General features: G+C 39.5%; 26 protein-coding genes. 22 read left to right on the forward strand and 4 right to left on the reverse strand.

Translation table 11 applies throughout. From position 1 onward, the window contains the following. The first annotated feature begins 215 nt into the window (after nucleotides 1–215). The 13 genes from lysS to carB all read left to right on the forward strand — a co-directional run bounded on the left by lysS (nucleotide 216) and on the right by carB (nucleotide 14,956). Nucleotides 216–1,739: a lysine--tRNA ligase gene (gene lysS, locus B2V22_RS01455; protein ID WP_290490003.1), complete on the forward strand. Its 1,524-nt coding sequence runs from the start codon at nucleotides 216–218 to the stop codon at nucleotides 1,737–1,739. A gap of 316 nt (nucleotides 1,740–2,055) precedes the next feature. Further along, the gene (gene rpsL, locus B2V22_RS01460; protein ID WP_059135282.1) at nucleotides 2,056–2,466 is read left to right on the forward strand and encodes a 30S ribosomal protein S12; all 411 of its coding nucleotides are present in this window, start codon (nucleotides 2,056–2,058) and stop codon (nucleotides 2,464–2,466) included. Between the two features lie 25 nt (nucleotides 2,467–2,491). Then, the gene (gene rpsG, locus B2V22_RS01465) at nucleotides 2,492–2,962 is read left to right on the forward strand and encodes a 30S ribosomal protein S7 (protein WP_016896550.1); all 471 of its coding nucleotides are present in this window, start codon (nucleotides 2,492–2,494) and stop codon (nucleotides 2,960–2,962) included. Between the two features lie 110 nt (nucleotides 2,963–3,072). Further along, a complete protein-coding gene (gene fusA, locus B2V22_RS01470) occupies nucleotides 3,073–5,166 on the forward strand; it encodes an elongation factor G (protein ID WP_290490004.1) in 2,094 nt (697 codons plus the stop codon). Between the two features lie 168 nt (nucleotides 5,167–5,334). Further along, the gene (tuf, locus tag B2V22_RS01475; protein ID WP_016896552.1) at nucleotides 5,335–6,522 is read left to right on the forward strand and encodes an elongation factor Tu; all 1,188 of its coding nucleotides are present in this window, start codon (nucleotides 5,335–5,337) and stop codon (nucleotides 6,520–6,522) included. 373 nt (nucleotides 6,523–6,895) lie between these two features. Next, nucleotides 6,896–7,720 carry a hypothetical protein gene (locus tag B2V22_RS01480; protein WP_290490005.1) on the forward strand — a complete coding sequence of 275 codons (825 nt, stop codon included), beginning with the start codon at nucleotides 6,896–6,898 and terminating at the stop codon, nucleotides 7,718–7,720. A 14-nt stretch (nucleotides 7,721–7,734) separates the two neighbouring features. Further along, complete coding sequence (locus B2V22_RS01485; RefSeq protein WP_290490006.1) at nucleotides 7,735–8,427, forward strand: hypothetical protein; 693 nt, start codon at nucleotides 7,735–7,737, stop codon at nucleotides 8,425–8,427. Nucleotides 8,428–8,450: 23 nt separating this feature from the next. Continuing rightward, nucleotides 8,451–8,831: a hypothetical protein gene (locus tag B2V22_RS01490; protein WP_290490007.1), complete on the forward strand. Its 381-nt coding sequence runs from the start codon at nucleotides 8,451–8,453 to the stop codon at nucleotides 8,829–8,831. A 122-nt stretch (nucleotides 8,832–8,953) separates the two neighbouring features. Further along, nucleotides 8,954–9,235, forward strand: a complete 282-nt coding sequence (locus B2V22_RS01495) for a glycosyltransferase (RefSeq protein WP_290490008.1) — start codon at nucleotides 8,954–8,956, stop codon at nucleotides 9,233–9,235. A 1-nt stretch (nucleotide 9,236) separates the two neighbouring features. Further along, a complete protein-coding gene (locus B2V22_RS01500) occupies nucleotides 9,237–9,773 on the forward strand; it encodes a glycosyltransferase family 2 protein (RefSeq protein WP_290490009.1) in 537 nt (178 codons plus the stop codon). 33 nt (nucleotides 9,774–9,806) lie between these two features. Continuing rightward, nucleotides 9,807–10,226: a hypothetical protein gene (locus B2V22_RS01505; protein ID WP_149256023.1), complete on the forward strand. Its 420-nt coding sequence runs from the start codon at nucleotides 9,807–9,809 to the stop codon at nucleotides 10,224–10,226. Nucleotides 10,227–10,673: 447 nt separating this feature from the next. Further along, nucleotides 10,674–11,762: a carbamoyl phosphate synthase small subunit gene (locus tag B2V22_RS01510; RefSeq protein WP_290490010.1), complete on the forward strand. Its 1,089-nt coding sequence runs from the start codon at nucleotides 10,674–10,676 to the stop codon at nucleotides 11,760–11,762. Beyond that, nucleotides 11,762–14,956: a carbamoyl-phosphate synthase large subunit gene (carB, locus tag B2V22_RS01515; protein WP_290490011.1), complete on the forward strand. Its 3,195-nt coding sequence runs from the start codon at nucleotides 11,762–11,764 to the stop codon at nucleotides 14,954–14,956. Before B2V22_RS01510 ends, carB begins: the two co-directional genes overlap by 1 nt. Before the next feature lie 79 nt (nucleotides 14,957–15,035). On the opposite strand, the gene B2V22_RS01520 is transcribed toward carB, so the two are convergent. The 4 genes from B2V22_RS01520 to B2V22_RS01535 form a co-directional block, all read right to left on the reverse strand. Then, nucleotides 15,036–15,875: an energy-coupling factor transporter transmembrane component T family protein gene (locus tag B2V22_RS01520; protein WP_290490012.1), complete on the reverse strand. Its 840-nt coding sequence runs from the start codon at nucleotides 15,873–15,875 to the stop codon at nucleotides 15,036–15,038. Continuing rightward, complete coding sequence (locus B2V22_RS01525; protein ID WP_290490013.1) at nucleotides 15,868–17,670, reverse strand: ABC transporter ATP-binding protein; 1,803 nt, start codon at nucleotides 17,668–17,670, stop codon at nucleotides 15,868–15,870. The genes B2V22_RS01520 and B2V22_RS01525 overlap by 8 nt, the downstream gene beginning before the upstream one ends. An 18-nt stretch (nucleotides 17,671–17,688) precedes the next feature. Next, complete coding sequence (locus B2V22_RS01530; RefSeq protein ID WP_290490014.1) at nucleotides 17,689–18,243, reverse strand: ECF-type riboflavin transporter substrate-binding protein; 555 nt, start codon at nucleotides 18,241–18,243, stop codon at nucleotides 17,689–17,691. A gap of 70 nt (nucleotides 18,244–18,313) precedes the next feature. After that, nucleotides 18,314–19,156: an SAM hydrolase/SAM-dependent halogenase family protein gene (locus tag B2V22_RS01535; protein ID WP_290490015.1), complete on the reverse strand. Its 843-nt coding sequence runs from the start codon at nucleotides 19,154–19,156 to the stop codon at nucleotides 18,314–18,316. A 362-nt stretch (nucleotides 19,157–19,518) separates the two neighbouring features. On the opposite strand from B2V22_RS01535, the gene B2V22_RS01540 reads away from it, so the two are divergent. The 9 genes from B2V22_RS01540 (at nucleotide 19,519) to rpsC (ending at nucleotide 24,447) form a co-directional block, all read left to right on the forward strand. Then, entirely contained in the window at nucleotides 19,519–19,926 is a 408-nt protein-coding gene (locus tag B2V22_RS01540) for an SseB family protein (RefSeq protein WP_290490016.1), read from the forward strand. A 369-nt stretch (nucleotides 19,927–20,295) separates the two neighbouring features. Further along, complete coding sequence (gene rpsJ, locus B2V22_RS01545) at nucleotides 20,296–20,604, forward strand: 30S ribosomal protein S10 (protein ID WP_016896561.1); 309 nt, start codon at nucleotides 20,296–20,298, stop codon at nucleotides 20,602–20,604. 67 nt (nucleotides 20,605–20,671) lie between these two features. Further along, on the forward strand, nucleotides 20,672–21,307 hold the full coding sequence (gene rplC / locus B2V22_RS01550) for a 50S ribosomal protein L3 (protein WP_083068057.1): 636 nt from the start codon (nucleotides 20,672–20,674) through the stop codon (nucleotides 21,305–21,307). A gap of 23 nt (nucleotides 21,308–21,330) precedes the next feature. Beyond that, on the forward strand, nucleotides 21,331–21,954 hold the full coding sequence (rplD, locus tag B2V22_RS01555; protein ID WP_259799851.1) for a 50S ribosomal protein L4: 624 nt from the start codon (nucleotides 21,331–21,333) through the stop codon (nucleotides 21,952–21,954). Next, complete coding sequence (rplW, locus tag B2V22_RS01560) at nucleotides 21,954–22,244, forward strand: 50S ribosomal protein L23 (RefSeq protein ID WP_004262545.1); 291 nt, start codon at nucleotides 21,954–21,956, stop codon at nucleotides 22,242–22,244. Before rplD ends, rplW begins: the two co-directional genes overlap by 1 nt. A 21-nt stretch (nucleotides 22,245–22,265) precedes the next feature. Continuing rightward, complete coding sequence (rplB, locus tag B2V22_RS01565) at nucleotides 22,266–23,099, forward strand: 50S ribosomal protein L2 (protein ID WP_290490017.1); 834 nt, start codon at nucleotides 22,266–22,268, stop codon at nucleotides 23,097–23,099. Nucleotides 23,100–23,136: 37 nt separating this feature from the next. Further along, nucleotides 23,137–23,415, forward strand: a complete 279-nt coding sequence (gene rpsS, locus B2V22_RS01570) for a 30S ribosomal protein S19 (protein WP_016896564.1) — start codon at nucleotides 23,137–23,139, stop codon at nucleotides 23,413–23,415. A 21-nt stretch (nucleotides 23,416–23,436) separates the two neighbouring features. After that, nucleotides 23,437–23,793 carry a 50S ribosomal protein L22 gene (rplV, locus tag B2V22_RS01575; RefSeq protein ID WP_004262560.1) on the forward strand — a complete coding sequence of 119 codons (357 nt, stop codon included), beginning with the start codon at nucleotides 23,437–23,439 and terminating at the stop codon, nucleotides 23,791–23,793. Between the two features lie 3 nt (nucleotides 23,794–23,796). Continuing rightward, nucleotides 23,797–24,447 carry a 30S ribosomal protein S3 gene (gene rpsC / locus B2V22_RS01580; RefSeq protein WP_004262563.1) on the forward strand — a complete coding sequence of 217 codons (651 nt, stop codon included), beginning with the start codon at nucleotides 23,797–23,799 and terminating at the stop codon, nucleotides 24,445–24,447.

Genomic DNA, 24,447 nt, shown 5'->3' on the forward strand with positions numbered 1-24,447 from the left:
AGTTCCTACCCGAATAAGGTTTTCTTTAACCTGAAAATTTGGTACAATGCTTGTGTTTTCGTATTTTCATAGAGAAACGACAGTTTATCCGAAAAAAACTGTTCTGATAGAAATTGTCGACAAGGGTCGCTTGCTTTTTTGGCAGAAAGTTGGCAATATAGATAAGTATCGAATTGACTAGAGGATAACGATAGATAAAGTAAGGAGTGTATATAGTGACTGAAGAAAATAATCAACATCAAGCTACTGATGCGACTGAAGGGTTGAACGACCAACTGCTTGTCCGTCGTGAAAAAATGGCTGAGTTAGAAGAGAGCGGTTATAACCCATTTGCTTCTGGGTTTGAACGTAACGCCGTAGCAGCTGATTTACACAAAAAATATGAAGCTTATGACAAAGAGCAATTAGCTGAAATGGATGACGTAGTAGCCATTGCCGGCCGTTTAGTGACGAAACGTGGTAAAGGTAAAGCTGGTTTTGGGAACATCCAAGACATGTCAGGGAACATTCAAATCTACGTGCGTCGTGACCACATCGATGAAGAGGATTACGACCACTTATGGAAGAAAGCTGACTTAGGAGATATCGTTGGTGTTGAGGGTACTTTAATGCGTACGAACACTGGTGAATTATCGGTTAAAGCGACGAAATTCGTCCACCTGACAAAAGCTTTACGTCCATTACCGGATAAATACCATGGTCTAACAGATGTAGAACAAATCTACCGTCACCGTTACCTAGATCTAATTGCCAACCGTGAATCATTCGACCGTTTCACAAAACGTTCGCAAATCATCCGTGAAGTTCGTCACTACTTAGACAGTAACGACTATCTAGAAGTTGAAACCCCTGTCTTACATAACATTGCTGGTGGTGCCTCAGCGCGTCCATTTATTACCCACCACAATGCCTTAGACATGGAATTATATCTACGTATCGCCTTAGAATTGCACCTAAAACGTCTAGTTGTTGGTGGTATGGAACGTGTGTATGAAATAGGTCGTGTATTCCGTAACGAAGGGATCGATACAACGCACAACCCTGAATTCACTATGCTTGAAGTTTATACAGCTTACAGCAAAATGACTGACGTGATGGACCTAGTTGAAGGTTTATTCCAATCAGTCGCTGAAAAAGTATTGGGTACAACAAGTATCACTTACGACGGTCAAGCAATCGAATTAGGTGGCAAATGGCGTCGTGTCCACATGGTAGATGCAGTTAAAGAAGCGAGTGGCGTTGATTTCTGGCAAGAAATGACAGATGAAGAAGCTCGCGCAATTGCCAAAGAACACCATGTACAAGTTGAAAACAACTTTACAGTTGGACATGTCATTAACGAATTCTTTGAAGAATTTGTTGAAGACACTTTAATTCAACCAACATTCGTTTACGGTCACCCAACAGCCATTTCGCCATTGGCACGTAAAAACGAGGATGACCCACGCTTTACTGACCGTTTTGAAGTATTCATTGTAGGTTCAGAATCTGGTAATGCCTTTACCGAGTTAACAGATCCAATTGACCAACGTGAACGTTTCGAAGCTCAAGTGAAAGAAAAAGCTGAGGGTAACGACGAAGCGCATCCACTAGATGAAGAATTCTTAGAAGCCTTAGAAACAGGTATGCCGCCTACAGGTGGGTTAGGAATTGGTATCGACCGTATGGTGATGCTATTAACAGACGCACAATCTATCCGTGACGTCTTACTATTCCCAACAATGAGAAACGTGGAATAGTAATTATAGAAAAGGCCGCCCTTTCCCTTGCTAGCCGGGGGAAAAGTGGTCTTTATTTTTTTGAGATTATTTGTTGACGCGACCTTACGAATGTGATAAATTATATAAGGTGCTTTTTGTATGCAGATTCCTGTATTTGTATCCAAATCGAACAGTCGTGCTGACTGGTACATTAGCACACAAACATTGAAAAACTGAAATCGTAGCTGTAAAGCGATTTTTATTTTTTCAAAAAAATTATGACACGCTTGGATGTGTGAGCATAAAGTATATACAAAAAATATCACCCATTAATGGGAAGGAGGAGCTTATAGTTATGCCAACTATTAACCAATTAGTACGCAAATCACGCCAAAGCTCAACTAAAAAATCTGGTTCTCCAGCTTTAGGCCGTGGTTACAACTCAATGAAACGTAAATCTACTTCTACAAACTCTCCTCAAAAACGTGGAGTTTGTACACGTGTAGGTACTATGACACCGAAAAAACCTAACTCAGCGTTACGTAAATATGCTCGTGTTCGTTTATCAAACATGATCGAGGTAACAGCTTACATCCCAGGTATCGGCCACAACTTACAAGAACATAGTGTTGTTCTTATCCGTGGTGGACGTGTGAAAGACTTACCAGGGGTTCGTTACCACATCGTTCGTGGTGCGTTAGATACTGCTGGAGTTAACGACCGTAAACAAAGCCGTTCTAAATACGGTACTAAAAAACCTAAATAATTAAAATTCGAAAGGAGGAGCACAAATGCCTCGTAAAGGACATATTGCAAAACGTGATGTATTACCAGATCCAATTTATAACTCAAAATTAGTTACTCGTTTAATCAACCGTATCATGGTTGATGGTAAACGTGGTAAAGCAGCTACTATTTTATATACTGCCTTCGACAACATTAAAGCTGAAACAGGTAACGATCCAATGGAGGTTTTCGAACAAGCAATCGAAAACATCGCACCAGTTTTAGAAGTTAAAGCTCGTCGTATTGGTGGTTCTAACTACCAAGTGCCAATCGAAGTTCGTCCAGAACGTCGTCAAACTTTGGCATTACGTTGGTTAGTAAACTACGCTCGCCTACGTGGTGAGAACACAATGGAACAACGCTTATCACACGAAATCATGGACGCTGCTAACAATACAGGTGCTTCAGTTCGTAAACGTGAAGAATCACACCGTATGGCAGAAGCTAACAAAGCCTTCGCACATTTCCGTTGGTAAGAGTTTTCTAAAAGTCGATAATTTATATTGTCGACTTTTCTCTAAAAACGTTATAATGATTGTGGAAACCAATTATTAAACGAATCAAAGAAAAAAGGAGTAAAGATAAGATGGCTAAAAGAGAATTTCCTCTTGAAAAGACTCGTAATATCGGTATCATGGCCCACATCGATGCTGGTAAAACGACGACTACTGAACGTATCTTGTTCTACACTGGTAAAATCCATAAAATCGGTGAAACTCACGATGGTGGGGCACAAATGGACTGGATGGAGCAAGAACAAGAACGTGGTATCACTATTACATCTGCTGCAACAACTGCACAATGGAAAGACCACCGTGTAAACATCATTGATACCCCAGGACACGTGGACTTCACTGTTGAAGTTGAACGTTCATTGCGTGTATTAGATGGTTCAGTAGCTTTACTAGATGCCCAATCAGGTGTAGAGCCTCAAACAGAAACTGTTTGGCGTCAAGCAGATACTTATAAAGTACCTCGTATTGTGTTTGTAAATAAAATGGATAAATTGGGTGCAGACTTCTTATACTCTGTAAACACTATTCACGAACGTTTACAAGCAAACGCTCAACCTATCCAATTACCAATTGGTTCTGAAGATGACTTCGAAGGTATCATTGACTTAGTGGAAATGAACGCTGAAGTTTACACCTCTGATGACGGTAGAGAATACGAAGAACGCGAAATTCCAGAAGAATACCGCGAATTAGCTGAAAAATGGCACACAAACCTAATTGAATCAATCGCTGATGTGAATGAAGATATTATGGAAAAATACCTTGAAGGTGAAGAAATTTCTAAAGAAGAGTTGAAAGCGGCTATCCGTACTGCAACTACTAACGTTGACTTCTTCCCTGTATTGTGTGGTTCAGCCTTCAAAAATAAAGGTGTTCAATTAATGCTTGATGCAGTTATCGACTACTTACCTGCACCAACAGACGTACCACCAATCCAAGGTCATGCATTTGATAATCCTGATGAAGTGATCGAAGTTCGTGCGAACGACGATGCACCTTTCTCAGCATTAGCGTTTAAAGTTATGACTGACCCATTCGTAGGTCGTTTAACTTTCTTCCGTGTATACTCTGGTACTGTTCAATCAGGTTCATACATCCAAAATGCTACTAAAGACAAACGTGAACGTTTAGGTCGTATCTTAATGATGCACGCTAACTCTCGTTCTGAAGTGGATGAAGTATTCTCTGGTGATATCGCTGCTGCCGTAGGTCTTAAAGATACTACAACAGGTGATACATTATGTGACGTTGACAACAAAGTTATCCTTGAGTCAATGGAATTCCCTGAGCCAGTTATCGAAGTTGCAATCGAACCAGAAACCAAAGCTGACCAAGACAAAATGTCTATCGCTTTAGGTAAATTAGCTGAAGAAGATCCAACTTTCCGTGCGTCAACTGACCACGAAACTGGTCAAACAATCATCGCTGGTATGGGTGAGCTTCACCTTGACATCATCGTTGACCGTTTGAAACGTGAATTCAATGTTTCTGCAACAGTAGGTGCGCCTCAAGTATCTTACCGTGAAACATTCACACAACAAACGCAAGTTCAAGGTAAATTCGTTCGTCAATCAGGTGGTAAAGGTCAATACGGTGACGTATGGATCGAATTCACACCTAACGAAGAAGGTGCTGGATTTGAATTTGAAAATGCAATCGTCGGTGGTGTGGTTCCTCGTGAATACATCCCTGCTGTTGAAGCTGGACTTAAAGATGCAATGGAAAACGGTGTATTAGCTGGCTTCCCATTAATCGATGTTAAAGCTAAACTTTACGATGGTTCTTACCATGATGTCGATTCATCTGAGACAGCCTTCAAAGTTGCTGCTTCATTAGCTTTACGTAACGCTATCAAGACAGCCAAACCTGCAATCCTTGAACCAATGATGCGTGTTGACATCCAAGTTCCAGAAGAATACTTAGGGGACGTTATGGGTCACGTGTCAGCTCGTCGTGGACGTATCGAAGGTCAAACACCACGTGGTAACGCGTTGATGATCAACTCACAAGTTCCGTTATCAGAAATGTTTGGTTACGCAACTACTTTACGTTCTGCAACTCAAGGACGTGGTACTTTCACAATGACATTCGATCATTACGAAGCTGTACCAAAATCTATTCAAGAAGACATTATCAAACAATATGGTAAAGGTTCAGAAGAATAATTTTTAAATTAAGACTTTGACCATAGGCTTACTCGTGGAAATCAAGTACTTACTAGGTTTTTCCCAGTGTAGATGCTTGATTTCTGAAGCGAGTTTGACTATAATGAACTTATTGAAAATCTATAAAATTTAGGTTTATATTTTCTATTCTTAGGAGGAATACATAAAATGGCAAAACAAACATATGAACGTACAAAACCCCATGTTAACGTTGGTACTTTAGGACACGTTGACCACGGTAAAACAACTTTATCAGCTGCAATCGCAACTGTATTAGCTAAGCACGGTTTCGGTGAAGCTCAAGACTACGCTTCAATCGATAACGCTCCAGAAGAGCAAGAACGTGGTATTACAATCAATACTTCACACATCGAGTACGAAACAGCTAACCGTCACTACGCGCATATCGATGCCCCAGGACATGCTGACTACGTTAAAAACATGATCACTGGTGCTGCTCAAATGGACGGTGCGATCTTAGTAGTATCTGCTGCTGATGGTCCAATGCCACAAACTCGTGAGCACATCCTTTTAGCTGGCCAAATCGGTGTTCCTGCATTCGTAGTATTCTTAAACAAAGTTGACCAAGTTGACGATGAAGAATTACTAGAATTAGTTGAAATGGAAGTTCGTGACTTATTATCTGAGTACAACTACCCAGGTGACGATCTACCTGTAGTTGCTGGTTCTGCTTTATTAGCATTACAAGGCGACGAAGCTCAAGAAGCTAAAATCATGGAATTAATGGAAGCTGTAGACTCTTACATTCCAGAACCAGAACGTGACAACGACAAACCATTCATGATGCCAGTTGAGGATGTATTCTCAATCACTGGTCGTGGTACTGTTGCCACAGGTCGTGTTGAACGTGGTGAAGTTCGTACAGGTGACGAAGTTGACATCGTTGGTATTGCTGAACAAATCGGTAAATCAGTTGTAACTGGTGTTGAAATGTTCCGTAAAAACTTAGACTACGCTCAAGCTGGTGACAACATCGGTGCATTATTACGTGGTGTTCAACGTGAAGACATCCAACGTGGTCAAGTATTGGCTGCTCCTGGTTCAATCACTCCACATACTAAATTTAAAGCGCAAGTTTACGTTTTATCTAAAGAAGAAGGTGGACGTCATACACCATTCTTAACTAACTACCGTCCACAATTCTACTTCCGTACTACTGACATCACTGGTGTTATCACTTTACCAGAAGACGTAGCTATGGTTATGCCTGGTGACAACGTTGATATGGACGTTGAATTGATTCACCCAGTTGCGATCGAAGATGGTACTAAATTCTCTATCCGTGAAGGTGGACGTACTGTAGGTGCGGGTACAATCACTACAATCGAAGCTTAATTAACACAATTAAACATTAAAAATTAAATTTGCAAATTGGAAAGGCGACCGGGTGACGACTCGGTCGTCTTTTTTTGCGCTTCTATAATAAATGGTTCTATAACTATAATAAATAGTGTTGGTGAGATTTCATGTTGAATCTCATTGACACTATTTTGTGTACGCCAAAAGGCCATGCTATCTTTCATGCGTGCAAAACAGTTACCTAACGAAATATCATGAATGATGTAAACAAATAACGAAATATTTTGCCGCAATATCTTTTTTTTGAACCAAGGGAGTATACTTATGGCAGCGAAATTTAAATGAAATTTGGTGTTTTATGCATAAAAAAATATTCGCTTATTTACTTTGTATTGGAAGTTTTATCCTTTTGGCTTTTATTTTATTTAACCAAATGATAAATTCACGGCGTTCTCCAACAGCCGTTTATTCATGGGATACGGTTCAGGTGGAAAACCCAGATGATACTGTGAGTACCTTAATTTCATTAGACATCGATGACATTTACCAATACGCTTCAGAAGCATACTTGAATGAACCCGTATATTTAGATAATATCATTGCTTTCATTCAAAAAACGGAACAGGCTAATAAATGGGTATATTTGTTAAATGACGAACCGGAATGGGCGATGGATCCTGACGCAAGGGAGCTTATTCAATATATCAACACTGTGGATGAATTGAACCAATCGTTACCCAAGGATCAGCAGATTAAAGGAATTGTTATTGATATTGAACCACAAAGCCTGCCAGAATTTGAGTCTAATCCAGACTTACTGATGAGGCATTTTACAGAAGGATTGACTGCAGCGCATCAAGTTGCTAATCAAAAAGGATTAGAGGTCATCGTATGTCTACCGTATTTTTTTGATACGGAAGGATTTAGCGATGAATTAGCGACCATTGTTCAAAGAGCCTCCGATCAAGTGGCCATCATGAACTATTATAGAGGCAAGGAAATCGACCATATAAGCAATGAAGCTAGCTTAAGTAAGCAATATCATAAACCCATTCAAACGATTTATGAGTTACAAGCACCAGGTCAATTTGATTTGGCGGAAATAAATACTTATCATCATTTATCTTTGGATGCTGTGGTAGAGAATTTTAATCAATTAAAGACGCACTTTAGCGACCAACAAGTTAATTTGGGTTTACATGAATACAAGAGTTTGGTGAAGCTGTTAGAGTAAAATGGGGAGAGGACATGAAGTATAATTTTATATATTTGTATTTAATTTTTATTGTTGTATTAAGTGTAGCGATGATGCTCATTGTGTTGTGCCATAGAATATATGTCCATTTTACAAAAGCAAGATTCGAAAAGAGAAAAGACCAATGGTGTGATTATTATGTTAGTGACAATTTTGTAGGCAATCAGGACGCTATTTATGAAAAGTTAAAACAGGTAAAACAATTAGTAGCTTTTGAAGCTGTTATCCAAGAACTGAAAAATATGGATAGTCAAGCAGACAAAGTTAGATTGAATGATTTTACATCTAGCATTTATCCAGTATGGGTGGCTTTAGGCAAAACCTACTTAAAGCGGCCACTTATCTATCAGGCTTATTTTACCTATATCTCTTGTTTATTGCCTTTTCATCAAGTAAACCACGATACCAAATCACTTGAAACAATTTTATTAAAAATAGTTGCGCAAGACTCAGCCTATTGTCAAAATTATGCCTTCAATACTTTAAACAAAATTGGTAACGCTGATACCGTTATTCAAGCATTAAAAGTTTTAAATAATTCAAAGGGTATACCATTGAATACGAAACTAATTTCAAGTAGTCTACTGTCTTTTACTGGTGATTTCGATTTTTTGAAAAAATCATTTCATCAGATAATGTTTTCAACACACATTACTGCGTTGCCCTCGATGATTTTGCTAAATTAATCGATTCTCCCGACTTTTCAAATATGTTGTTACCCTATCTAAAAAATAAAGACGAGAATGTTGATTTAACCTGTGCTATTTTACGTTATTATGCAAAAGTTCATGTAGATGAGGCATATCCATATATTTTAAAATGTGCAGATACCAGTGACGTGCAAGAATGGGCGTGTGCAGGAGTCGCTACCTCAACATTACCCCACTATCCAGGACCAGCAACTATTGATCAATTGAAGAAAAATATTTTTTCGAGAGAGTGGTATATTCGAAGAAATGGAAGTATCGCTTTAAGCGAATTAGCGGTTGCTCCAAGTGAGTTGAGTATCATATTTAATGGAGATGATCCGTATGCTAAGGAGCAATTAATCTATTATTATGACCAGAAAGGATTAAGTCAGGGATGTTAGGGAAGTGATTCAATATACGGAAATATTTTTCTTATATTATTTATTTTTTTTATGTGACCTATATTTCAGTTGGGAATATATTTGCAATGGTTAAAATTTACCGAAATCGACAACGCAGGTTGATGATGAATCAGTTAGACCACGAATATTACTATCCAATTTCTATTATCGTGCCAGCTTATAATGAGAGTGCGACCATTCTTTCGACAATCAATAACTTGTTGTACCAGGATTACAAAATTTTTGAAATAATTGTTGTCGATGATGGATCTACAGATGATACTGGGCAAAAAGTGATTGATGCATTTGATTTGTCACTTATAACCCATCCAATTTGTCTTCAAGTCCTTAGTAAACCTATACAAGCGGTTTATGGTCATAAAAATAGGACGCATTTCGATTAAATTGATTCGCAAAGAGAATGGGGGGAATAAGGCTGACTCTGTAAATGCTGGGATTAACGTTTCAGAGTATCCGTATATTGTGTCAATGGATGCCGATGAAATTTTACAAGCGGACGCCTTAAAGCATGCGATTAGACCTTTGTTTGAGGACGCGACTACGGTTGCTGTTGGTGGTTTATTAGGTGTTTCAAATGATGTTGTTTTTAAACATGCATATCCTGTGGAAACAAAAATCTCTAAAAGTTTGGTAGCAGCTATGCAGTCACTAGAGTATTCACGAGCCTTTATGGGCTCTCGCATTTTTAGCGATGTTTTTAATGGTAATTTAAATGTATCGGGTGGGTTTGGTCTCTTTAAAAAGGAAGCGCTTATTCGTGTGAATGGTTATGATGTGAATAGTGTGGCTGAAGACATGGACTTGGCTTTACGCTTACATCGGTATTATGTGGAGAATAAAATCCCTTATAATAATCGGTATGTTGCAAACGCAATCTGTTGGACGCAAGCGCCTTTTACTTTAAAAGACTTGGCGAAATAGCGGTCGAGATGGCATCGAGGATTAATACAAAGTATGTGGCAACACCGTACCATCATGTTAAATCCTAAATATGGTTTACTAGGTACCGTATCGTACTTATTCTATTTTCTATATGAATTGATGGCGCCATTTATTGAATTACTAGGTATCATCATTATTTCTTTATCATTCATGCTAGGCATATTAAATGTTTCTTCCGCGATAGCACTTGCGCTGTTATATTTTCTGTTTTGTGTTTTTCAAACGATGGTTTTCTACGTGGGCAGATATTTTATCCAAGACTATCAATTTTTCCGCGGGGATACCTTAAAAGCTTTTGGTATTACAATTCTAGATTCGATCTTCTATAGACCCTATCTACTATTTGTTCGTTTATATGCTGCGATTACTTATAGTACCCACTTGCATAGTTGGCATAAGATTGAACGAGAAGCATTCGATAAGACAAGCTAAATAAAGCTAGTGCATTTGTAAAGAGACAAGTAGCTTTAAGGAATAAGGATTTGTGCTTGCTTGTTGTCTTTTCATTTTTATACAGTATTCGTACATTCTAACCTAAATTAATATAGTAATGAAATTTCAGGAGACCAGATTTAAGGGACTTTTATTAGAATTCTATGAGTAGATTGTATATAAAATTGTGAAAAATGATAATTTTTTACATGATTTTGTTGACTTTGCATAGTCAATAGCGTAATCTTAGAAAAAACAAAGCAACCTTTAAATCAAGTCCTGTGAGGCTTTCAAGGGGTCAAGTGAAACCATGCGAATGGTTTGTTTACTATATCTTCAATTTACTTGTAGTGTCGTAAAGCGCTTAGCCCTCGGGCTAAGTGCTTTTTTTTATAGTGTAAATGTAAATGGTCATAATCGGTGTGTTCGTTGAAGGTGAGTGAAAAAATGGAAAAAATATTGTTGTTAGAAACTGGTGAAACATTTTATGGTGAAGCTTTTGGTGCTACGAAAGAGGTTATTGGCGAAGTAGTCTTTTCAACAGGAATGACAGGTTATCAAGAATCATTAACTGACCAGAGTTATAACGGTCAAATATTAACATTTACCTTTCCATTAATTGGAAACTATGGTGTAAATGCTGATGATTTTGAATCTGTAGACCCTACAGTGAAGGCTATCATTTGTCGTGAAGTTGCACGTTTCCCATCTAACTGGCGATCAAAAATGAGCTTGGATGAGTTCTTAGTGGAATATGATATACCAGGCATTAAACATATTGATACGCGTCAATTAACCAAAACAATCCGTAGTCACGGAACGATGAAAGCTAGTTTACTAAATGAGGGGACTGACATTGAAGCTGCGCTTGCGACACTTCGCGCGACAGACTTGCCTACAAACCAAGTAGCGCAAGTATCAACTAAAACGCGATATGTGAATCCAAATGCTGGTAAGAATGTGGTCGTAGTAGACTTTGGTTTGAAACATTCAATTTTACGTGAATTAAACAAACGTGAGTGTAATGTAACGGTGGTACCATATGATACAACTGCCCAAGAAATTTTACGTTTAGCTCCTGATGGCGTCATGTTAACCAACGGCCCTGGGGATCCAACGAGTATTCCAGAAGCTTTAGACATGATTAATGAAATTCAAGGTAAAATACCTTTGTTTGGTATCTGTCTTGGTCACCAATTGTTGTGTTTAGCGAATGGTGGCGAAACCTTCAAAATGAAATTCGGCCATCGTGGCTTTAACCACCCTGTACGTGAAATTGCTACTGGTCGTATTGATTTCACTTCTCAAAACCACGGTTATGCGGTAGATGCTGATTCATTAGTGCATACAGATTTAGAAATCACTCATATCGAGATCAACGATGAAACGGTAGAAGGTGTGCGCCACAAAACTTTACCTGCTTTTAGTGTGCAATATCATCCTGATGCAGCACCAGGACCACATGATGCAGACCACTTATTTGATCGTTTTATTGAATTAATGGATAACAACAAGAACTTGGAGGGGACTATTTAATGCCAAAACGTACTGATATTCACAAGATTATGGTTATCGGATCTGGTCCAATTATCATCGGACAGGCAGCAGAATTTGACTATGCTGGTACACAAGCATGCTTATCTTTACGTGAAGAAGGTTATGAAGTTGTATTAGTTAACTCCAATCCAGCAACTATCATGACTGACACGGAAATTGCTGACAAAGTGTATATTGAACCGATTACGCTAGAATTTGTATCACGCATCTTACGTAAAGAGCGTCCAGACGCGATTCTACCTACTTTAGGTGGCCAAACAGGTTTAAACATGGCGATTGAATTAGCCAATGATGGTATTTTAGATGAATTAGGTATCCAATTATTGGGTACAAAATTATCAGCTATCGATCAAGCTGAAGACCGTGACCTTTTCCGTAATCTAATGCGTGAATTGAATGAACCAGTTCCTGAGAGTGATATTGTACATACAGTTGACGAAGCACTAGCTTTCGCAGAACAGGCTGGTTATCCAGTAATTGTACGTCCTGCCTTTACCATGGGTGGAACAGGTGGGGGGATTTGTAATGACCCTGCTGAATTACGTGAAATTGTTGCTAAGGGCCTTAAATTATCGCCTGTAAACCAATGTTTGATTGAAATTTCAATCGCTGGTTACAAGGAAATCGAATACGAAGTAATGCGTGATAGCGCAGATAATGCTTTGGTTGTTTGTAACATGGAAAACTTTGACCCAGTTGGTATTCATACAGGAGATTCAATTGTTTTCGCACCGACCTTGACTCTAACAGACCACGAAAACCAAATGTTGCGCGATGCATCATTAAAGATTATCCGTGCCTTAGGTATTGAAGGTGGTTGCAATGTGCAATTAGCCTTAGATCCAAACAGCTTCAATTACTACGTTATTGAAGTAAACCCACGGGTGAGCCGTTCTTCAGCGCTTGCATCTAAAGCAACTGGTTATCCAATCGCCAAAATTGCAGCCAAAATCGCAGTAGGGTTAACACTTGATGAAATGATCAACCCTGTAACAGGTACAACCTTAGCCGAATTTGAACCAGCTTTGGACTATGTGGTTGCGAAGATTCCACGTTGGCCATTCGATAAATTCGAGAAAGGTGATCGTCAGTTAGGTACTCAAATGAAAGCCACTGGTGAAGTCATGGCTATTGGTACGAACCTTGAAGAAGCGCTGTTAAAAGCTGTCCGTTCACTAGAAATTGGTGCTGAACACATGGCAACAACTGCTAGTCGCGAAGCTGATGAAGTAACCTTAATTGATAAGATTACACGTGCACAAGATGACCGTATCTTCTACTTAGCTGAAGCTTTGCGCCGCGGATATACCATTGAACAATTGCATGACATGACAAAAATTAATCTCTATTTCCTAGATGTTTTAATGCACATTGTAGAATTAGAAAATACACTTGAAGCCAATAAAGAAGATGTTGCTGTCTTAAAAGAAGCAAAACGTTATGGTTTCTCTGATTTAGCCATCTCTAGACTATGGGAAAATGATTTAGCAGATGTACGTGACTTACGAGCTGCAAACGGCATTCGCCCAGTCTACAAAACCGTTGACACCTGTGCGGCCGAGTTTGAATCGAACACACCATACTACTATTCAACCTATAGTGCTGATAACGAAAGTATGCCTTCAGACAAAAAGACTGTTTTAGTATTAGGTTCAGGTCCCATCCGTATCGGTCAAGGGGTAGAATTTGACTACGCCACAGTTCACTCTGTTAAAGCGATCCAACAAGCTGGCTACGAAGCGATTATCATGAATAACAACCCAGAAACAGTTTCAACTGATTTCTCTATTTCGGATAAACTTTACTTCGAACCACTTACTTTAGAAGACGTACTACATGTCATCGACCTTGAACAACCGGAAGGGGTTATTGTACAATTTGGTGGTCAAACAGCGATAAATCTAGCTGAACCATTACATGCATTAGGTATTCCTATCTTAGGGACAACCGTAGAAGACTTAGATCGTGCTGAAGACCGTGACTTGTTCGAGCAAGCCTTAACAGACTTAGGAATCCCTCAACCAGAAGGTTTTACAGCAATGTCTGTAGAAGATGCTTTACAAATCCCAAGTAAGATTGGCTATCCAGTCTTAGTACGTCCAAGTTATGTCTTAGGTGGGCGTGGTATGGAAATCGTGGATAACGATGCCGACTTACGCAGCTATATGGAAGATGCCATGATTGCCTCTCCAGACCGTCCAATTTTGATTGACCATTATGTAGTGGGTACCGAAGTCGAAGTCGATGCAATTTGTGACGGTGAAAATGTCTTAATCCCAGGAATTATGGAACATATCGAACGTTCTGGGGTCCACTCAGGTGACTCTATGGCCGTTTATCCTTCACAAAGTCTATCTGATGAGGTGAAGGCGACCATCGTCGATTACACTGAACGTCTATCTTTTGGCTTAAATTGCTTGGGTATGATGAATATTCAATTCATTGTTCAAGATGGCCAAGTTTATGTGATTGAAGTAAATCCACGTGCCAGCCGTACAGTACCTTTCTTGAGTAAGGTAACGGGTATTCCAATGGCACAAGTAGCAACGCGTGCTATCCTTGGCGAAAGCATTATTGACCAAGGTTACCAACCAGGTCTTTACGCTGATGGCAACATGGTTCATGTAAAAGCACCAGTATTCTCATTCACTAAATTGAACCTAGTTGATCCGCAATTAGGACCAGAAATGAAATCAACTGGTGAAGTGATGGGTTCAGATATCAACCTTCAAAAAGCACTATACAAGGCCTTTGCAGGTAGCAACATCCACGTCAATGATTTCGGTAATGTCTTGTTCACAATTACCAAGGCTGACGTAGCAGAAAGTTTGGCATTGGCACAACGTTTCCATCAAATTGGCTTCAGTGTCATGGTAACGGGCGACATGCAAGCGGAATTTGAAGCTGCAGGTATTGATACTGTTGCAGTGACATCAAATGAAGTAACAGACGAAAAAGAAATTGAGCAAACATTAGTGAACTTGATTACCGAAGAACGTGCACAAATTATCATTAATACATGGGGTCGCGCGCGACACGACCAAAACTCGGGTCAATTAATTCGTAAAGCTGCCATCGAGCGTGGTGTGCCACTATTAACATCCATCGATACAGCAGAAGCAATTCTATACGTATTGGAAGACCGCGGTTTCCAAATCAATTCGTTAGTATAAACCGCCATCTGATTTGAAACTTTAGGCAAAATAAAAAGGTAGTCCGAAAGTACATGAAACTTTCGGGCTACCTTTTTTGTTATTGAAATGGATTATAGAAACGACCACCATTGGTAAAGAATAGATATATACCAATCGCTACAATGATGACTGTCACAAACAGGGCAAGGAAATCCCCACGCTTGAAGGGGCGTGCGCTATACCATGTACGTCGATTTTCTTTACCAAAACGACGCAATTCCATCGATTGGCTAATCACTTCAATGCGGGCGAGACTAGAAAATATCAAAGGCATGATAACCTGAGCCGAACGCTTAATGCGTTGGAAAAAGGGCGCCTTTTTTGACATTTCAATCCCGCGCGCTTGTTGGCTTTGACGAACAGCAAAGAATTGACTTTGGATATCCGGAATATAGCGTAAGGCTAAGGCCACAGCATAAGCAATACGGTAGGAAACCCCAATCCGGTTTAAGGAAGAAGCAAACTCACTAGGGTTTGTCGTTAAGATAAAAATTAAAGCCAGGGGTATGGTCGAGAAATATTTAACAAACAGATTAAACTCATAGAATAGTTGTTCCTGAGTGATGGTATAACGACCAATACCTTCAGCAATCACCGTACGTGATCCATAGAGTTGAACCCCGTATTCTGGTTCGAAAATATAGATCGTAATTAGGTTCAAAATAGAGAAGAAGAGGATAAAGTAAATGACTGTATTCACTTCAGACCATCGAATCTTGGAAAGCCAAAAGAGTACAAGCGATAAAATACCCAAGCCAATCAGAAATCTTGTATCGTAGGATGTCATGGCAATAACCGAAAGGGTCATAAAGGCAATTAACTTGGTTGCACCAGATAAACGGTGAAGTGGCGTGTCATGGGCAATGTAGCCTAATGTTTGGGCTTGTGTTTTAGCCATAGTCAGTCACGCTCCTTTCTATACCTGCTGTCGTTGGGTTAACTGCTGGAAGATTTCGTTCAAAGCGAATGAAGGTATCAATAAAGTTTGTCGGTGCGATATTAGGCAATGTCTTGGCTAACTGATAAATGCTAGTCGGTGCCAAATGTGCTTGCTTCATCAAATATTCATTAGAAAGAACGGCAGAAGGTTTATCATCTGCTAGAATTTTTCCATCATGTAGTACGATGGTTCGATTAGAGTATTCCTGCATCAAATGCATATCGTGGGTAATCATCAATATGGTGATTCCTTCGGTAGCATTCAATTCTTGAATAAATGTCATCATATCCGTGTAGTGTTTATAATCTTGTCCAGCCGTAGGTTCATCCAAAATCAAGAGCTTTGGATTTAAGACTAGAATGCTTGCAATCGTCGCACGTCTTTTTTGCCCATAAGATAGTGCCGAAATTGGCCAATTACGATAGGGATATAGACCACAAATGGTCAACGCATGACCCACACGTCCCTGTAAGGCCTCATCCATTGCATACTGGTACAAACCGCGATTGATTAAACCCGCAGCCACCTCATCCGCCAGGATATTCTTTGAAATCATCAAATTTGGATTCTGCATGACATAGCCTATATTATCTGCAATTTCCTTAATCGATAGATTTGCCGCATCTTGACCGAACAAGGTAATTGTCCCCGCATCAGGACGCTCAAAACCACACAGGAGCTTAGCGAGCGTTGATTTGCCAGCCCCATTCGTGCCGACCAACGAAATGAGTTCTCCATCGTAGATTGTCAGATGCATATCGGAAATCAGAGGCGCATCTTGATAGCGAAAAGCAACATCATCGAGTTGAACAATTGGGGTCTGTTGGACATCTTGGCTCGTTTCAACCTGACTATCATACCAAGTCGTTAACTCCTGCGCCACCTTAGGCGTTACTAGGTCAGGTGTAAAGGCACCAAGGCGTTGAAATTGATCCAAGGAGACCCCAGCATAAGCAAAAGCATCCAAATAGAGGGGTTGACGAACTCCAATTTGGTTCAACAAATCAGAACGTAGCAACGCGTCAACGGACATATCGCCCACCAAATGGCCGTCTTCAATCACGATGACGCGATCAATATCAGCAATCAGGGTTTCCTCCAGACGATGCTCGATTACAATCGTCGTTAATTGTTCAGACGCATTTAGCTGACCAATGAGTGCCATGGTTGCCAAGCCCGATCCTGGGTCTTGATTAGCTAATGGTTCATCAAATAGGACAATCGGTGATTCGTCAATTAAAACCCCACCAATAGATACCCGTTGTTTCTGCCCGCCTGACAAGGCTTGAGGTTTGGCATTTAATAAGTCATGAAGATCTAATGTAGTAGCCCAGGCATTTACCTTGTTTACCATTTCTCCTTGATCAACATAATCATTTTCTAAAGCAAAGGCTAGGTCTTCAGCTACTGTTAAGCCAACAAATTGACCATCGGTATCTTGCAAGACGGTACCAACTTGTAGTGAAAGGTCAAAAATTGAGTGTCCTTTAATTGATTGCCCGTTAATAAAAATATCACCTGTGAAATCACCGTCAAAGGTATTGGGGATTTGCCCATTAATCATTTTTCCGATAGTGGATTTCCCAGAACCTGAAGGTCCGATGATAAGTACTTTCTCACCAGGATAAATGGCAAATGACAAATCGTGTAGATTTAAGTCCGCTTGACTCGCATAGCGAAAAGATACATTTTTAAATTCAATAGCCGGTGTGACATTCAAGTCCACCGGCTCTGTTGTAAATACGTTATTCATAATAAAAACTACTTTCTATTATTGCTCTTTACGCAAACTTCCTGATTTCGTACGTGTAGAAGCATATCCTTTAAGTAACAATGTACCAATAATACCAACAGATAATGCGTTAACAAGTGCAGAAACACCACCTTGTAAGAAAACTTTGTTGGCAGGTTCAGAATAAATTAAAATGTCTAAGACTGGTGCAATGACAACCCAAGATAACACGTTCACGATAACTTGACCAATATTGAATTGAATTGCATTTTTCAGTGTAAAAATACCTTCGTTTACTTTTAAACGACGACCTACGATACCAAAACCATAACCAGCAAAACCAGATGTTAGTACCCATGACCACCACAAACCGTATGTTAATAGGTCTTTGATAGCGTGACCGATTAAACCAATGAATAGACCGGCAAATGGTCCAAAGATAGTAGCCATTAAAGCTAAGAATGGGTAAGTAGTTTCAATAGAGGTATTTGGCACACCAGTAGGGATTGATAGAAAGCGACCTAGAATAAAGAAGACAGCTGCCCCAATACCAATAGCCACTAAAGTTGTAATAGATGTTTGATTATTCTTCATAATGGATTCTCCTCATTTGTTTCTTTTATATAATAGCACTTGTGTATGCGTTCGGATACAAGCCTAGCAATTAAATTTTAGTAATTTCAATATTCCAATCCACACCAGTACCTACACCGTATGTCTCAGAGAAGTTTTGTTGGTTGATAGCTACACCTAAATTCAATAATGAGTTGATATAACCAACTGGTTCGCCAACGGGTACATCAGCGAATGAATGACCGAACAAGATATGGTTTTGATAATGTTTAATGCCGTTATGGTAAATCGTGACTGAAATGGTGTCACCGTTTTGGATGCCCGCTTCTTTTAACATTGTTGACGGGATATTCGTCCATAACGAACCGAATCGGATGTCTAGTATATCGATAGTTCCGTATATCGTGTTGTCGGCTAAACGCAAATCGCCAAGTTCGAAACTAGTCACCGTATCAATAGGGATGTCATTTTTCAATTCATCATAGTAAGATGCGTCTTGGGCTAATTTAGCGCCGTTATAAACGTAAACATCACGTCCATGGAAGGTGTGTGATTCTTCAGAATGGGGTAACCGGTTTTTAATCTCATCGATTTCCTTCACAGATTCTAAGCCGATGTGTTCAGCCAGGTGGGTTAAGGTGCCGTTGTCAGGCGTTACAATATAGTGACCTGAGTTGGTTTTCGCTACAACAGATTTACGTGCAGAACCTACACCAGGATCGACTACAGAAACGAAGACTGTATTTGCTGGCCAGTATTTAATGGTTTGTAATAGACGGTATGAAGCGGCGAAAATATCGTAAGTTGGAATCTCGTGGGTTAAATTAGCTATTATTAAAGCTGGGTCTACTGTGTAAGCCACCCCGTACATTGCTGCTACCGCACCGTCACCCAAACCAAAGTCAGTTTGTAAAACTAAGAAACCATTCGTCATAACTGTTTCCTCCAATGATATGAAATCCTTTTTATAGGCTAATCATACGCAATTTGTAGGCATTTAACAATCACTGTCAAAAAAATTTCGCAAGTTATAAGCTATCGCGTATGATAGGGAAAAATGTTTGTTCCAAGTGGTGTTATATGATTTTCGCACAGTCATTTGTTACAATAAACACCGCAAGCATAAATTTGCTATACTATAGAAGAAATCGGTATTTCGAAAAAGGCTGGTCTGGAATAGCTGACTATAAGCTAAAGGGGAGAAAATTATTACCCAACACATCAAATAGCTGATGATAATGAACAATGATTATATAGTTATTATATAGAAGAAAAATGAAAAGGAGGCAAGATTTAATGACGCAACAATTCGGCAAGCAAAGTTTAATAGAAGTATTGACTGCATATAAGGCAGATCCAAACCCGTTAACCACACTGGCTATGTTGACCACGATGGCGACCGCTAACTTATACGCTATCCAACAAGAAGGGACACCAGTCGATAAAAGTATCTGGTTAACCTACGATAAAGAAAAAGGCCAACGGGAGCTTGTGACTTTCACGGATAAAAATCAAGCTAGCCAATATGCATCTAAAGCAGATAATGTCTCGGTCCAGCAAGTAACTTTTAAGCAGATTGCCTTGATGGTTTTAGCCAAAGACAACCCCATTGATCGCTTTATCGTCAATCCTGATACCACCAAAGCAAAATTTAATCAAAATGTCATCGAAAAAGTATGGCAGTATGCGATAAAACATGTATAATATACCTGTTGAAAAATGACACAGTAGGGCGCGTTGCTAAGAAACGGCAACCGCCTTGTAAAATATTTCAAAATGATACACTAGGCAACGTTGGCAATAATGGTCAAAAAAAGGCCTTTCATAAAGAAATGGCGAGAAATAAGGATTTTTTTAAAAAAAAGACCAGAAAAAGCTTGCACTGCCTAGTTTAATTTTGTATACTAATTGGGTGCCGTTTTATACGGAACCACAGTATTTACGTGAAAACGTTGATACATCAATAAGCAGTGATGTATGAGGTTGCGACACACCCGGTAGCATTGCCATAAGGGTGGCCGGTAATTCATACGGAGCAAGTCAAATTTAAAATATGACGAGGAGGAAAAAGTCATGGCAAAACAAAAAATTCGTATTCGTTTAAAAGCTTACGAACACCGTGCATTAGATCAATCAGCAGCTAAAATTGTTGATACTGCACAACGTACAGGAGCAGAAGTATCAGGTCCAATTCCATTGCCTACTGAACGCTCATTATTCACAGTAATCCGTGCAACACACAAATACAAGGATTCACGTGAACAATTCGAAATGCGTACGCACAAACGTTTAATCGACATCGTTAACCCAACACCAAAAACTGTTGATGCGTTAATGAAATTAGATTTACCATCAGGCGTAGACATCGAAATTAAATTATAATTCCAGAATCATCGCAATAAATTAGTTAACCCAATTATTAAATAAAAAATTATACGGAGGTGTACTCATGACTAAAGGAATCTTAGGAAAAAAAGTAGGTATGACACAATTCTTTACAGAGACTGGTGAATTAGTACCAGTTACAGTTATCGAAGCACAACCAAACGTTGTTTTACAAGCTAAAACAAACGAAACTGATGGCTACGAAGCTATTCAAGTTGGTTTTGACGACAAACGTGAAGTGTTGGCAAACAAACCTCACAAAGGTCATGTAGCAAAAGCAGAAACTACTCCTAAGCGCTTCATTAAAGAATTCAAAGATGTTGAGCTAGGAGATTACGAAGTTGGATCAGAAATCAAGGTTGATATCTTCCAAGCAGGAGACATCGTTGATGTTACGGGTACTTCAAAAGGTAAAGGATTCCAAGGTGCTATCAAGCGTCATGGCCAATCACGTGGACCTATGTCACATGGTTCTCATTACCACCGCAGCCCAGGTTCAATGGGTATGGCGTCGGATGCTTCTAAAGTATTCAAAGGTAAAAACTTACCAGGACAAACTGGTGGTACGCAAATTACTATCCAAAACCTAGAAATCGTTAAAGTAGATGCAGAGCGCAACGTCATCTTAATCAAAGGTAACGTTCCAGGTGCTAAAAAATCTATGGTAACAATCAAATCTGCAGTTAAATCTGCTGAATAATACCAGGAAGGAGGAACAGTTTCATGGCAAACATTACATTATTTAAACAAGACGGTTCACAAGCTGGCGAAATTACATTAAACGATGAAATCTTCGCAATTGAACCAAATGAAAATGCAATCTACGATGTAGTTATTATGCAACAAGCTTCATTACGTCAAGGTACTCACAAAGTTAAAGGACGTTCAGAAGTTAGCGGTGGTGGACGTAAACCATGGCGTCAAAAAGGTACAGGTCGTGCTCGTCAAGGTTCAATCCGCTCTCCACAATGGGTAGGCGGTGGCCGTGCATTCGGACCAACACCTCGTTCATATGCTTACAAATTACCTCGTAAAGTTCGTCGTTTAGCTTTACGCTCTGCATTATCTAATAAGGTAGCAGAAAACAACTTCATCGTTGTTGATGAATTAGCATTCGAAACACCAAAAACTAAATTATTCCAAGAAGTGTTGAATAACTTACAAGTTGAAAATAAAGTTTTAGTTGTAATCAATAAAGACAACGACAACGCACAATTATCAGCTCGTAACTTACCAAACGTAAAAGTAGTTGATGAAAACAACGTTAACGTATTCGACTTAGTTAACTCTGAAAAAGTCATCATTACAAAAGCAGCACTTTCTAACGTAGAGGAGGTACTAGCATAATGTTGGCACACGACGTAATCATTCGCCCAATCATCACTGAAGAATCAATGTTGAAAATGGACGAAAACAAATACACTTTTGAAGTAGCTGTTAAAGCGAATAAAACAGAAGTTAAACAAGCAATCGAAGAATTGTTCAACGTAGACGTAAAAAACGTAAACATCATGAACGTTCGCGGTAAATTAAAACGTATGGGACGTTTTGCTGGTTATACACGTAAACGCCGTAAAGCAATCGTAACCATCGCTGAAGGTCAATCAATCGAAATCTTCGGAAACGAAGCAGAATAATTAAGATAGGAGGAAATTCACGTGGCGATAAAAACATATAAAGCAACGACTAACGGTCGTCGTAACATGTCAGGTTCAGATTTCTCAGAAATCACAAAAACAACTCCTGAAAAATCATTGTTAGAATCACAAAACAAACGTGCTGGTCGTAACAACAACGGTCGCATTACAGTTCGTCATCACGGTGGTGGACACAAACAAGCTTACCGTATCATCGATTTCAAACGTAATAAAGATAACGTTGAAGGTGTAGTGAAAGCTATTGAGTACGATCCAAACCGTTCAGCTAATATTGCATTAATCCACTATACAGATGGTATTAAAACTTACATCATCGCACCTAAAGGTTTACAAGTTGGTGCTCGTATTTCTTCTGGTGAAGCAGCAGATATCAAAGTGGGTAATGCATTACCATTGAAAAACATCCCAGTTGGTACTTTAGTACATAACATTGAAACTAAACCTGGTAAAGGTGGACAATTAGTTCGCTCTGCTGGTGCTAGCGCTCAAGTGTTAGGTAAAGAAGACAAATACGTATTGATCAAATTAACTTCTGGTGAAGTTCGTATGATCTTGGGTACTTGTCGTGCAACAATTGGTGTTGTTGGTAACGAACAACACAGCTTAATCAACGTAGGTAAAGCAGGACGCTCTCGTTGGGCTGGTAAACGTCCAACTGTTCGTGGTTCTGTAATGAACCCTAACGATCACCCTCACGGTGGTGGTGAAGGTAAAGCTCCAGTCGGACGTCCAAGTCCAATGACTCCATGGGGTAAACCTGCACGTGGTATTAAGACTCGTGATAAGAACGCACGTAGCAATAAATTAATTGTACGTCGTCGTAACTCTAAGTAATCACATTAAATAGGATAGCGAAGGGAGCCAAATAAATATGAGCCGTAGCTTGAAAAAAGGACCTTTTTGTGATGACCATTTAATGAAAAAAGTGGTTGCACAACAAGACGCACAAAAGAAACAAGTAATCAAAACATGGTCACGCCGTTCAACAATTTTCCCTAACTTTGTTGGGTTAACAATTGCTGTATACGATGGCCGCAAACATGTACCAGTTTTTATCCAAGAAGATATGGTAGGTCACAAATTAGGTGAATTCGTACCAACTCGTACATACAAAGGACATGGCGCTGACGACAAGACAACTCGTCGTTAATCTGAGAGGAGGAAATAAAGAATGGCAGAACAAATTACATCTGCAAAAGCAACTGCAAACACAGTTCGCGTTTCTGCTCGTAAAGCACGTTTAGTTGTTGACTTAATCCGCAACAAAACTGTCGGTGAAGCTATTGCAATCTTAAAAAACACTCCTCGTTCAGCATCTCCTGCTGTAGAGAAAGTGTTAATGTCTGCAATTGCAAACGCAGAACACAACTTTGGCTTAGAGCCAGCTAACTTAGTAGTAAGCGAAGCATTCGTAAACGAAGGACCAACGATGAAACGTTTCCGTCCACGTGCGAAAGGTTCAGCTTCTAGAATCAACAAACGTACAAGCCACATTACAGTGGTAGTAAAAACAGCAGAGGAGGCATAATTAATGGGACAAAAGATTAATCCTATCGGTATGCGTATCGGCGTCATCAAAGATTGGGACGCTCGTTGGTATGCAGAAAAAGACTTTGCAGATACTTTACACGAAGACTTACATATCCGCGAATACATCGCTGAAACATTAAAAGATGCTTCTGTATCTCAAGTTGAAATTGAACGTGCTGCAAACAAAGTGAACGTAAACATCCACACTGCTAAACCAGGTATGGTTATCGGTAAAGGTGGTTCTGAAGTTGACGCATTACGTAAAACTTTAAACAACCGTACAGGTAAAAAAGTACACATCAACATTGTAGAAATTAAAAAACCTGAATTAGACGCTAAATTAGTTGGTGAGTCAATCGCTCAACAATTAGAAAACCGTGTAGCTTTCCGTCGTGCGCAAAAACAAGCAATCCAACGCACAATGAAATCAGGAGCTAAAGGTATCAAAGTTCAAATCTCAGGTCGTTTGAATGGTGCCGACATGGCGCGTTCAGAAACTCAAGTAGAAGGAACAGTTCCATTGCATACATTGCGTGCGGACATCGACTACTCATGGGAAGAAGCCGACACTACTTACGGTAAGATCGGTATCAAAACATGGGTATGCCGTGGTGAAATCCTTCCAACAAAAAATATTCAAGGGGAGGCTTAA

It is taken from the genome of Aerococcus sp. UBA6277 (assembly GCF_002440555.1).
Classification (GTDB): domain Bacteria; phylum Bacillota; class Bacilli; order Lactobacillales; family Aerococcaceae; genus Aerococcus.